General features: G+C 71.0%; 8 protein-coding genes. 6 read left to right on the forward strand and 2 right to left on the reverse strand.

All coding sequences use genetic code 11. The annotated features are described in order from the left end of the window. Positions 1–449: 449 nt before the first annotated feature. Positions 450–1,612 (forward strand): IS3 family transposase gene (locus ACGFWI_RS27060; protein WP_393908637.1). Its coding sequence is split into 2 segments (ribosomal slippage): positions 450–734 and positions 737–1,612, totalling 1,161 coding nucleotides; the frame shifts between segments, so codons are not numbered across the junction. A 555-nt stretch (positions 1,613–2,167) separates the two neighbouring features. Here ACGFWI_RS27060 and meaB read toward each other — a convergent pair. Both meaB and ACGFWI_RS27070 read right to left on the reverse strand, forming a co-directional pair. Then, a complete protein-coding gene (gene meaB, locus ACGFWI_RS27065) occupies positions 2,168–3,127 on the reverse strand; it encodes a methylmalonyl Co-A mutase-associated GTPase MeaB (protein WP_393908638.1) in 960 nt (319 codons plus the stop codon). Positions 3,128–3,199: 72 nt separating this feature from the next. Then, positions 3,200–4,375: an acetyl-CoA C-acetyltransferase gene (locus ACGFWI_RS27070; protein WP_393908736.1), complete on the reverse strand. Its 1,176-nt coding sequence runs from the start codon at positions 4,373–4,375 to the stop codon at positions 3,200–3,202. 173 nt (positions 4,376–4,548) lie between these two features. Between ACGFWI_RS27070 and mce the strand changes: the two genes are divergently transcribed. From mce to ACGFWI_RS27095, 5 genes are all read left to right on the forward strand, one after another. Further along, entirely contained in the window at positions 4,549–4,989 is a 441-nt protein-coding gene (gene mce / locus ACGFWI_RS27075; protein ID WP_393908639.1) for a methylmalonyl-CoA epimerase, read from the forward strand. A 208-nt stretch (positions 4,990–5,197) separates the two neighbouring features. Then, positions 5,198–9,448 carry a polarized growth protein Scy gene (gene scy, locus ACGFWI_RS27080; protein WP_393908640.1) on the forward strand — a complete coding sequence of 1,417 codons (4,251 nt, stop codon included), beginning with the start codon at positions 5,198–5,200 and terminating at the stop codon, positions 9,446–9,448. A 113-nt stretch (positions 9,449–9,561) separates the two neighbouring features. Further along, complete coding sequence (locus ACGFWI_RS27085) at positions 9,562–10,500, forward strand: cellulose-binding protein (RefSeq protein ID WP_393908641.1); 939 nt, start codon at positions 9,562–9,564, stop codon at positions 10,498–10,500. Positions 10,501–10,642: 142 nt separating this feature from the next. Then, positions 10,643–11,680, forward strand: coding sequence for an ABC transporter ATP-binding protein (locus ACGFWI_RS27090; RefSeq protein ID WP_393908642.1), 1,038 nt, complete (start codon positions 10,643–10,645; stop codon positions 11,678–11,680). Positions 11,681–11,683: 3 nt separating this feature from the next. Further along, positions 11,684–12,457 carry an ABC transporter permease gene (locus ACGFWI_RS27095; protein WP_393908643.1) on the forward strand — a complete coding sequence of 258 codons (774 nt, stop codon included), beginning with the start codon at positions 11,684–11,686 and terminating at the stop codon, positions 12,455–12,457. The last annotated feature ends 18 nt before the right edge of the window (positions 12,458–12,475 follow it).

Below are 12,475 nucleotides of genomic sequence, written 5' to 3' on the forward strand. Positions count from 1 at the left end.
TGAGGCGGGGCCGGTGCGTGGCTGGGGTCTCCGGTGCGTGGCAGGGGCCGGTGCATGGCTGGGGTCTCCGGCGCGTGGCCGCTTCGCCGTTCGGCTCCGTGCGCGTTGCCGGTGGCTGGGGCCGTTTCGCCTCTTCCCCGCGGGTGGTGGGCCGGAGGGGACGCCCGGTACCCCGTCCTCGGCGCGGGCGGCCCTGGTACGAGCGGAAGGCACCCCGGCGTTCGCTCCGGTCCTGCGGGCGGGGCACCGGACATCCCCTCCGACCGCCGCACGTCGGCGACCGTCCCGCCGTACCGATGACCGTCACGGCCACCGCGCTCGCCCCTTGCCAGGGCACTGGGCAACGGCCAGGTTCGAGCCGCACCAGGACTTGGCAGGGCGGGTCTGCTGCACGATCAGGTGACATCTGAACTGGCTTGCCCTGTAGGGCGGGTGGAAAGGATGTCGCTGTGCCCAAGCCTTATCCGGAAGAGTTCCGCCAGGACGTCGTGCGGGTCGCGAGAAACCGCGGCCCGGGCGTGACGGTGGAGCAGGTGGCCACCGACTTCGGAGTCCACCCGATGACGTTGTGGAAGTGGATGCGCCGGGCGGATATCGACGACGGGACCAAGCCCGGGGTGACCAGCCAGGAGAGCGCGGAACTGCGGGAAGCACGTCGGCGGATCAAGCTGCTGGAGCAGGAGAACGAGGTCCTGCGCCGGGCCGCGGCCTACCTGTCACAGGCACATCTGCCGGGAAAATGATCTACCCGCTCGTGAAAGAGCTGGCCGTTGACGGGGTGCCCGTCACGGTCACGTGCCGGGTGCTCAAGCTCGCCAGACAGCCCTACTACCGCTGGCTGGGCAAGCCGGTTGCCGACGCCGCGCTGGAGGAGGCATATCGCGCGAACGCCCTGTTCGACGCCCACCGCGACGACCCGGAGTTCGGCTACCGGTTCCTGGCCGATGAAGCCCGTGGTGCCGGAGCCGGCATGGCCGAGCGCACCGCGTGGCGGATCTGCCGGGACAATCGCTGGTGGAGTGTCTTCGGGAAGAAGCGCGGCCGGAGCAAGAAGGCCGGCCCGCCAGTGCACGACGATCTCGTGAGCCGCAACTTCACCGCGACCGGCCCGAACCGGCTGTGGCTCGCCGACATCACCGAACACGCCACCGGCCAAGGCAAGCTGTACCTCTGCGCGATCAAAGACGTCTTCAGCAACAGGATCGTGGGCTACTCCATCGATGCGCGGATGAAGTCCCTCCTCGCCGTAGCCGCCCTGGACAACGCCGTGGCCCGACGCAACCACGTCGCCGGGTGCATCCTGCACAGCGATCGCGGATCACAGTTCCGGTCCCGGAAGTTCGTCCGAGCCCTCGACCACCACCGGATGGCCGGATCGATAGGGAGAGTCGGGGCGGCCGGCGACAACGCGGCCATGGAGTCCTTCTTCAGCCTGCTGCAGAAGAACGTCCTCGACCGCCGGACCTGGGCCACCCGTGAAGAACTGCGGATCGCGATCGTGTCCTGGATCGAGAGGACCTACCACCGGCGCCGCAGACAAGCCGCACTCGGCCGGCTGACACCCGTCGAATTCGAGACCGTCATGACCACACCGGCCCTCCAGGCCGCGTGAACGAACCTGTCACCCGAACCTGCATCAGCCCCGGCACCGGCCGGGCGTGCAGATTTTTGGCCGCCCAGCCATCGTCATCGGGCCGGCCACACCCCACGTGTGCCCTGACCGGAGCCGGCCTGCGATCGCGGCATGTGATCGGTAGCAGACGGTGCCGCCGGGCCGCGGACGGGAACGGGCGTAGGTCGGAGGGGATGTACCGGAGCCCGCCCGCAGGACCGGAGCGAACGCCGGGGCACTCAATTCCACGGACCAGGGCCGCCCGCGCCGAGGACGGGCTCCGGTGCGTCCCCTCCGACCCCCGCGGCAATCACCGACCCCGCAAAACCCCGGCCCCCACCGGCCCAAGGTCAAAAAGCAAACCCGCAGCCCCGACCCGGACCCACCCAGGCACGAGCCACCAGACACCAAGCCACGGCAAGCGGCAAGCGGCAAGCGGCAAGCGGCAAGCGGCAAGCGGCAAGCGGCAAGCGGCAAGCGGCAAGCGGCAAGCGGCAAGCGGCACACACAAACCCGGACCACGGCCCAGCCGCAACGCCGCCCCGCCCCTCGGTCTCAGTCCCCGTTCGTCAGACCGTCGACCAGCTCGTCGGCCGCCCGGTACGGATCCGTCTCGCCGGAGACGATGCGCTCGGCCAGTGCGTCCAGGCGGCGGTCGCCCCGGAGATCGCCGATGCGTTCGCGCAGCGCCGTGACCGCGATCGTCTCGACCTCGTGGGCCGCGCGGGAGCGGCGCCGCTCGGCGAGGACGCCGCGCTCCTCCATCCAGGCCCGGTGCTTCTCCAGCGCCTCGACGACCTCGTCGACGCCCTCGCTGCGTGCCGCCACCGTCTTGACGATCGGCGGCCGCCAGTCACCGGGCGTACGGGATTCGCCCAGCCCCAGCATGTGGTTGAGCTCGCGGGCGGTGGCGTCGGCCCCGTCCCGGTCCGCCTTGTTGACGACGTAGACGTCGCCGATCTCCAGGATTCCGGCCTTGGCCGCCTGGATGCCGTCGCCCATTCCGGGAGCGAGCAGCACCACGCTCGTATCGGCCTGCGAGGCGATCTCCACCTCGGACTGGCCGACGCCGACCGTCTCGACGAGGACCACGTCGCAGCCCGCCGCGTCCAGTACCCGGATCGCCTGCGGCGCGGCCCACGCCAGGCCGCCCAGATGGCCCCGGGTGGCCATCGAGCGGATGTAGACGCCGGGATCCGAGGCGTGCTCGCTCATCCGTACGCGGTCGCCGAGGAGCGCGCCGCCGGAGAACGGCGAGGACGGGTCGACGGCGAGGACGCCGACCCGTTTGCCCGTCTTGCGGTACGCCGTCACCAGCGCGGAGGTGGTGGTGGACTTCCCGACGCCGGGCGAGCCGGTCAGCCCGACCACATAGGCGTTGCCGGTGAGCGGCGCCAGGGCCGCCATCACCTCGCGCAGCTCCGGTGACGCCCCCTCCACGAGGGAGATCAGCCGGGCCACGGCCCTCGGCCGGCCCTGCCGTGCCTGCTCCACCAGCTGTGGGACGTCCACCATCGCTGCTCGGCTCCTTCGGTTCGCTCGTACGCGAATCGGCCCGCTCGCACGCGTCCGCGTACGAGTTCCCGCTTACTTACCCGGTACGCGAATGATCAGCGCGTCGCCCTGACCGCCGCCACCACAGAGCGCGGCGGCACCCACGCCGCCACCCCGCCGGCGCAGCTCCAGCGCGAGATGCAGCACGATGCGGGCTCCGGACATCCCGATCGGGTGACCCAGCGCAATGGCGCCGCCATTGACATTCACCTTTTCCGGCGACACCCCGAGGTCCTTCATCGACTGCACGGCAACGGCCGCGAACGCCTCGTTGATCTCGATCAGGTCAAGATCGCCGACGGTCAGTCCGTCCTTGCCCAGCGCGTGGTTGATCGCGTTGGACGGCTGGGACTGGAGCGAGTTGTCGGGGCCGGCGACATTGCCGTGGGCGCCGATCTCCGCGATCCATTCGAGACCGAGTTCCTCGGCCTTGGCCTTGCTCATGACGACGACCGCGGCGGCGCCGTCGGAGATCTGCGAGGAGGTGCCCGCGGTGATCGTGCCGTCCTTGGCGAAGGCCGGACGGAGCTTGCCCAGCGACTCCGCGGTGGTCTCGCCGCGGATGCCCTCGTCCTTGCTGAAGACGACCGGCTCGCCCTTGCGCTGCGGGATCTCCACGGGGGTGATCTCGGCCTCGAAGAGCCCGTTCTTCTGGGCGGCGGCGGCCCGCTGATGGGAGCGCGCGGCGACCTCGTCCTGCTCCGGCCGGGCGATGCCCAGCCGGGTGTTGTGCTTCTCGGTCGACTCGCCCATCGCGACGCCTTCGTAGGCGTCCGTGAGGCCGTCGTGGGCCATCGCGTCGAGCATCTCCACCGCGCCGTACTTGAAGCCCTCACGGGACTTCGGAAGCAGATGCGGGGCGTTGGTCATGGACTCCTGGCCGCCGGCGACGACGACGTCGAACTCACCGGCGCGGATGAGCTGGTCGGCCAGCGCAATGGCGTCGAGACCGGAGAGACAGACCTTGTTGACGGTCAGCGCGGGGACGCTCATGGGGATACCGGCCTTGACGGCTGCCTGGCGTGCCGGGATCTGCCCTGCCCCGGCCTGGAGAACCTGGCCCATGATCACGTACTGCACCTGGTCGCCACCGATGCCCGCCCGGTCCAGTGCGGCCTTGATGGCCACGGCGCCCAGGTCGGCGCCGGAGAAGGTCCGCAGGGATCCCAGGAGCCGCCCCATGGGGGTGCGCGCTCCCGCCACGATCACTGAGGTGCTGCCGTTCGTGCCGTTCGTTGCAGACATGCGGTGCGGCCTTCCTTTGCAGGGAAGTTAACGAGGGTTCCCGTCAATGTACTGAGCGGTACGCGCCGGGTCACCGGCAAGCGGGTGTGATCGCGCGCACGTTGCGTAACCAGCCATGCGGGCGGTGCACTGGACCCATGCTGACGCGAATCGACCACATCGGGATCGCCTGTTTCGACCTCGACAAGACTGTCGAGTTCTACCGTGCCACGTACGGCTTCGAGGTGTTCCACACCGAGGTCAACGAGGAGCAGGGAGTCCGGGAAGCCATGATCAAGATCAATGAGACGTCGGACGGAGGCGCCTCGTATTTGCAGCTCCTGGAGCCCACCCGCGAGGACTCCGCGGTGGGCAAGTGGCTTGCCAAGAACGGCGAGGGCGTGCACCACATCGCCTTCGGCACCGCGGACGTGGACGACGACTCCGAGGCCATCCGCGGCAAGGGCGTCCGGGTCCTCTACGACGAGCCCAGGACGGGTTCGATGGGGTCCCGGATCACCTTCCTGCACCCCAAGGATTGTCACGGAGTGCTCACCGAACTCGTCACCGCAGCGCCCGCCACCTCAGAAGACCACTGACCATCGCCTTCCCCGGCCGGTAGAGTGCAGCCTCGGCCGGGGTACGGGAGTGGGGCTCGGTCCATACTCTGCCGATGATCTGACACCATTTCTTCGGAAGGGTCAGCTCCGATGGGCGCGAGTCCGGTACGACGTGACGTGTACGGGACGAGCGCCGCAGGACCGGAGACGGCCGCCACCATGACCAGGGGACGGATGGGACCGCGCAGTGCGGGGCAACGACCGCTACGAGGCTGACGACCACCTCTCGCAGTTCGAGGCCGAGATGGAGCGGCTGAAGAGCGAGCGGGACAAGGCCGTTCAGCACGCCGACGACCTCGGCTACCAGGTCGAGGTGCTGCGCGCCAAGCTCCACGAGGCGCGCCGCAACCTCGCGACCCGCCCTGCCTACGACAACGTCAGTCATCAGGCGGAGCAGCTGCTGCGCAATGCGCAGATCCAGGCGGACCAACTGCGTACGGACGCCGAGCGCGAGCTTCGCGAGGCGCGGGCGCAGACCCAGCAGCTGTTGCAGGAGCAGGCCGAGCGGCAGTCCCGGCTTGAGGGCGATCTGCACGCCGAGGCGGTCACCCGGCGCCAGCGGCTCGACGAGGAGCTCAACGAGCGCCGGCAGACCGTCGAATCGCATGTCAACGAGAACGTCGCCTGGGCCGAGCAGCTGCGTGCCCGTACGGAGTCGCAGGCCCGTCGGCTGATGGAGGAGTCCCGCCGGGAGGCCGAGCAGGCGCTGTCGGCCGCGCGGGCCGAGGCGCAGCGGCTGGCCGAACGCGCCCGTGAGCGGCTCGGCACCGAGGCCGAGGAGGCCCGCACCGAAGCGGAAAGCATCCTGCGCCGCGCCCGGACGGATGCCGAGCGGCTGCTGAACGCCGCCTCCAACCAGGCCCAGGAAGCCACCGATCAGGCCGAGCAGCTGCGCACCAGCGTCGGCACCGAGTCGGAGGATGCGCGCCGGCAGGCCGCGGAGCTGACCCGCACCGCCGAGGCCCGCGTCCAGGAGGCGGACAAGGCGCTGCGCGAGGCGCGCGCCGAAGCCGAGAAGCTGGTCGACGAGGCGCAGCAGAGCGCCACCAAGCGGCTGACGGCGGCTGAGTCGGACAACGAGCAGCGCACCCGTACGGCCAAGGCGGAGATCGCCCGGCTGGTCGGTGAGGCCACCAAGGACGCCGAGGCGCTCAAGGCGGAGGCCGAGCAACTGCGGGAGGACGCCCGCACGGAGGCCGACCGGCTGATCGCCGAGGCGCAGGAGTCCGCCCGGTCCCAAGCGTCGGAGGACGCCGCGGCACAGCTGGCGAAGGCCGCACGCACCGCCGAGGAGGTGCTGACCAAGGCCTCGGAGGACGCCAAGGCCACCACCAAGGCGGCCGCGGAGGAGGCCGAACGGCTGCGCAGCGAGGCGGAGTCCGAGGCGGACCGGCTGCGCGAAGAGGCACATGACACCGCGACCCAGCTCAAGGGCGCGGCGAAGGACGACACCAAGGAGTACCGCGCCAAGACCGCCGAACTCCAGGAGGAGGCACGACGGCTGCGCGGTGAGGCGGAGCAGCTGCGTGCGGACGCGGTCGCCGAGGGTGAGCGGATCCGCAGCGAGGCCCGCCGGGAGGCGGTCCAGCAGATCGAGGAGGCGGCCGGGTCCGCCGAGGAGCTGCTGGGCAAGGCCAAGGCCGATGCCGAGGAGACCCGTTCGGGCGCCGTCACGGAGAGCGAGCGGGTACGGACCGAGGCCATCGAGCGCGCCACGGCGCTGCGCCGGCAGGCCGAGGAGGCGCTGCAGCGGGCCCGTTCGGAGGCCGAGGAGCTGCTGACCGAGGGCGCCCAGGCCGCGGAGATGGTCACCACCGAGGCCGAGGAGTCCGCCGCGCGGCTGCGCGTGGAGGCCGAACAGGCCGCGGAGGAGCTGCGGACCGACGCCCAGGCCGAGCTGGACCGGCTGCACAGCGAGGCGGAGGACAGGGTCACCGCCTCCGAGGAGTCGCTGCGCGGTGCCCGCGCGGAGGCGGAGCGGCTGCGCCGGGAGACGCAGGAGGAGGCGGCCCGCCTCAAGGCGGAGTCGGCGGAGCGGCGTCGGATGCTGACGCAGCAGGCCGAGGAGGAGGCCGAGCGGCTGCGCGCGGAGGCCGCGTCCGACGCCTCGTCGGCACGTTCCGAGGCCGAGTCGGTGGCGGCACGGCTGCGTACCGAGGCATCGGGCGAGGCGGAGCGGCTGAAGTCGGAGGCGCAGGAGACCGCGGACCGGGTGCGTGCCGAGGCCGCGACGGCCGCGGAGCGCACGGGTACGGAGGCGGCACAGGCACTGGCCGCCGCCCAGGAGGAGGCCGCACGGCGGCGCCGGGAGGCCGAGCAGCTGCTGGGCGAGGCGCGCGAGGAGGCCCACCTGGAGCGGACCGCGGCGCGCGAGCAGAGCGACGAGCTGCTGGCGTCGGCCCGTACGCGGGTGGGCGAGGCGCAGGTGGAGGCCGAGCGGCTGGTCGAGGAGGCGGACCGGCGTTCGGGCGAGCTGGTGGCGGCGGCCGAGCAGACCGCACAGCAGGTGCGGGACGCGGTCGCGGGGCTGCACGAGCAGGCCGGTGAGGAGATCGCCGGGCTGCGTTCGGCGGCGGAGCATGCCGCGGAGCGCACCAAGACCGAGGCGCAGGACGAGGCGGACCGGGTCCGCAAGGACGCGTACGAGGAGCGGGAGCGCGCCTCGCAGGACGCGGCACGGGCGCGGCAGGAGGCCCAGGAGGCGACGGAGGCCGCGAAGTCACTGGCGGAGCGGGCGGTTTCCGAGGCCATCGAGGAGGCCGAGGCGCTCCGCACGGAAGCGGCCGGTGTCCTCGACGAGGCGCGCCGGGACGCCAATACGGCGCGGGCGGAGTCCGCCGAGCAGGCCGACCGGCTGGTGTCGGAGGCGACCGCGCGGGCCGAGAAGCTGGTGGCGGACGCCACGGCGAAGGCGCAGCAGCTGCGTACCGAAGCCTCGGAGGCGCTGGCCACGGGCGAGCAGGACGCGGCGCGGGCCCGCGCGGAGGCGCGGAACGACGCGAACCGGATGCGCTCGGGCGCCGCGGAGCAGGCCGACCGGCTGATCACCGAGGCGCGCACGGAGGCGGAACGGATCGTCACCGAGGCGACCGAGCTGACGTCTTCGGCACAGGACGACGCGGACCGTACGGTCCAGGAGGCCCAGCAGACCGCCGAGCGGCTGCGGACCGAGGGCGAGCAGCAGGCGCACTCCCTGGTGGGCGAGGCGACCGAGGCGGCGGAGCGGCTGCGCACCGAGGCGGCCGAGGTGCTGGAGAAGGCCCGTCTGGACGCCGAGCAGACCGGCGACCAGGCGCGCGAGGCGGCCAACAAGACGCGTTCGGACGCCGCCGAGCAGGCCGACCAGCTGATGTCGGAGGCCGCGACCGAGGCGGAGCGGCTGCGCACCGAGGCCGCGGAGTCGACCGCGGACGCCGAGCGGGACGCGGACCGTACCCGGGCCGATGCCCGGGAGCAGGCGGACCGCATGATCGCGACGGCCACCGCTGAGGCGGACCGGCTGCGCGCGGATGCGGCCGAGACGGTCACCTCCGCACAGGAGCACGCCACCCGTACCCGTAACGATTCGGCGAAGGTCAAGGAGGACGCCGAGGCGGCGGCCGAGCGGACCCGGACGGAGGCGCAGCAGGAGGCGGAACGGCTGCTCGACGAGGCGCGCAAGGACGCCGCCAAGCGCCGCGGGGACGCGGCCGAGCAGGCGGACCAGCTCGTCGCCAAGGCCCAGGAGGAGGCGCTGAAGGCCGCCACGTCCGCCGAGGAGCAGGCCGACACGATGGTCGGCGCGGCCCGCAAGGAGGCCGATCGGCTCATCTCGGAGGCGACGTCCGACGGCAATGCCCGGGTGGAGAAGGCCCGCACGGACGCGAACACGCTGCTGGAGGAGGCCCGCGGGGACGCCACCGGCATCCGGGAGCGCGCCGAGGAGCTGCGGCAGCGGATCGAGTCCGAGGTCGAGGAGCTGCACGAGCGGGCCCGCCGGGAGTCCGCGGAAACGATGAAGAACGCCGGCGAGCGGGTCGACAAGCTCATCGCGCAGGCCACGGCCCAGCAGGTGGAGGCCGAGGAGACGGCCGACCGGATGGTGGCGGACGCGAACAGCGAGGCGAGCAAGGTCCGGATCTCGGCGGTGAAGAAGGCCGAGGGCCTGATCAAGGAGGCCGAGAACAAGAAGGCCGAGGCGGTGCGCGACGCGGAGCGGATGCGCGGCGAGGCCGAGGCGGAGGCCGCCCAGATCGTGGACGAGGGCAAGCGGGAGCTGGAGGTTCTGGTGCGCCGGCGCGAGGACATCAACGCCGAAATCTCCCGCGTCCAGGACGTTCTGGAGGCCCTGGAGTCGTTCGAGACACCCGGCGGAAACGGGGAGGGCAAGGGCGGCGGGGTGAAGGCGGCCGCGGGCGCGGGCGCAACTCGTTCGAGTGGCAAGCAGTCTGAGGGGTAGCCACTCAAATGAGGGGTCATTCTCCAGATCAAACGGGCAATGACTCGATGACACGCCGTTGTGACCCCTAGGATTCTCCTTATCACCTCACCGGTCTCTTCGACAGGAACCCCATGAGCGACACTTCCTCCCCCTTCGGCTTCGAGCTCGTGCGGCGTGGGTACGACCGCGGTCAGGTGGATGACCGCATTACGAAGCTCGTCGCCGATCGCGACAGCGCGCTGGCCCGCATCACGTCGCTGGAAAAGCGGATCGAGGAGCTGCACCTCGAAACGCAGAACGCCCAGGCGCAGGTCAATGACGCCGAACCGTCCTACGCGGGCCTCGGTGCACGCGTGGAGAAGATCCTCCGTCTCGCCGAAGAAGAGGCGAAGGATCTGCGCGAAGAGGCCCGCCGGGCCGCCGAGCAGCACCGTGAGCTGGCCGAGTCGTCCGCCCAGCAGGTCCGTAACGACGCCGAGCAGTTCGCCACCGACCGGAAGGCGAAGGCGGAGGACGAGGGCGCCCGGATCGTCGAGAAGGCCAAGGGCGAGGCGGCCACGCTGCGCTCCGAGGCGCAGAAGGACGCGCAGTCCAAGCGCGAGGAGGCGGACTCCCTCTTCGAGGAGACCCGCGCCAAGGCCGCGCAGGCCGCAGCGGACTTCGAGACCAACCTCGCCAAGCGCCGTGAGCAGTCCGAGCGCGACCTGGCCTCGCGTCAGGCCAAGGCCGAGAAGCGCCTCGCGGAAATCGAGCACCGCGCCGAGCAGCTCCGGCTGGAGGCCGAGAAGCTGCGTACGGACGCGGAGCGCCGGGCCCGCCAGACGGTGGAGACCGCGCAGCGCCAGGCCGAGGACATCGTGGCCGACGCCAACGCCAAGGCGGATCGTATCCGCAGCGAATCCGAGCGCGAGCTGGCGGCGCTGACCAACCGCCGCGACTCGATCAACGCCCAGCTCACCAACGTCCGCGAGATGCTGGCGACGCTGACCGGCGCGGCGGTGGCCGCGGCCGGCACCCCCGGCGAGGAGGAGACCACCTCCCGCGGGGTCCCCGCCCAGCAGACCCGCTGACCCGCCGGCAGGTTCCGAACCGGTCCGGACCGCGCCCCCGTGCCGCCTCTGTGGTGGCGCGGGGGCGCGGTGCGTACAGGGGGTCAGCCGGGCGGCCCCGCCCCGGTGGCAGGGGCCACGGGACGCGCCTAGCGTGCTGTACATGATCGAGCTCGAGGGGCTGACCAAGCATTACGGCGACAAGGTCGCCGTGGACCACCTCACCTTCACGGTGCGGCCCGGTATCGTCACCGGCTTCCTCGGCCCCAACGGCGCGGGCAAGTCGACGACCATGCGGATGATGCTCGATCTGGACAACCCGACGTCGGGCACGGTCCGGATCGACGGCAAGCACTACCGGCAGCTGCGGGACCCGCTGACGTACATCGGGGCGCTGTTGGAGGCGAAGTCGGTGCACGGCGGCCGGAGCGCCGCCAACCATCTGCTGTGTCTGGCACAGAGCAACGGCATTCCCCGCAGCCGGGTCGGCCAGGTGCTGGACACCGTGGGGCTGAGCACGGTCGCCAAGAAGCGGGCGAAGGGGTTCTCGCTCGGTATGAGCCAGCGGCTCGGCATCGCCGCGGCACTGCTCGGCGATCCGCAGGTGCTGCTCTTCGACGAGCCGGTCAACGGCCTCGACCCCGAAGGCATCCACTGGATCCGCAATCTCATGAAGAACCTCGCGGGCCAGGGCCGGACCGTTTTCGTCTCCTCCCATCTGATGAGCGAGATGGCACTGACCGCCGAGCACTTGATCGTGATCGGGCAGGGCCGGCTGATGGCGGACACCTCGATGAAGGACTTCATCCACCAGAACTCGCGGTCCTATGTCCGGATGCGGTCCCCGGAGCAGGAGAAGCTGCTGGATCTGCTGCACGCCGAGGGACTCCATGCGGCGGCGGTCGGCAACGGCTCGCTGGAGGTCGACGGGGTGCCCGCCGAGCAGCTGGGCGAACTGGCCGCCAGGCATCAGCTGGTGCTCCATGAGCTGAGCCCCCAGCAGGCGTCCCTGGAAGAGGCCTTCATGCAGTTGACGGCCGATTCGGTGGAGTATCACGCGCACGACGGCGAACCGGTGCCGACTCAGGCCGGAGGGCCGCCGACGGCGTGGCCCCCGGGAGAACCGCAGCCGGCCGGGGCACGGCCGGGCGAGCCGCAGCCGACCGGCTGGGGTGCGGACTGGCAGAAGAAGAGGAGCTGACGGATGTCGGCGGTCGGGCAGGTCATTCGGTCGGAGTGGACCAAGATCAGGTCGGTGCGGTCCACGGTGTGGACGCTGGGCATCGCCGTCGTGGTCACCATTGGGCTCGGTGTGCTGATCTGCACCCTGGCCAACAACGACTTCAACTCGATGCCGGCCAGGGACCGGCTGGCGTTCGACGCCACCAACATCAGCTTCGCCGGGATGGGGCTGGGCCAGCTCGCGATGATCGTCTTCGGGGTGCTGGTGGTGTCGAACGAGTACAGCACCGGCATGATCCGCGCCTCGCTGGCGGCCGTACCGCAGCGCAGCACCTTCCTGTTCTGCAAGCTGCTGGTGGCCACCGCGCTGGTCTTCGTCGTCGGCCTGGCGACCAGCTTTGTGACGTTCTTCGCCGGACAGTCGGTGCTGGGCGATCTCCGGGCGCACATCGGCGATCCGGGCGTACTGCGTGCGGTCTTCGGCGGCGGGCTCTATATGACGCTGATCGCGCTGTTCTCGATGGCGGTGGCCACGATGCTGCGCAGTCCGATGCTTTCGCTGGGCATTCTGATGCCGTTCTTCTTCCTCATTTCCAACATTCTCGGAAATGTCTCGGCGACCCGGAAGATCGGCCGCTTTCTGCCGGACCAGGCGGGTTCGAAGATCATGCAAGTGGTGACGCCCGCCAGCAGCGATGTGCCGTACGGCCCGTGGGGCGGGCTGGCCATCATGATCGCCTGGACGGCCGCGGCGCTCGTCGGCGGATTCGTACTCCTCAAGAAGCGAGACGCGTAACGCACGAGGCAGGCCTCC

This window comes from Streptomyces sp. NPDC048434 (assembly GCF_043200375.1).
Taxonomy (GTDB): Bacteria; Actinomycetota; Actinomycetes; order Streptomycetales; family Streptomycetaceae; genus Streptomyces.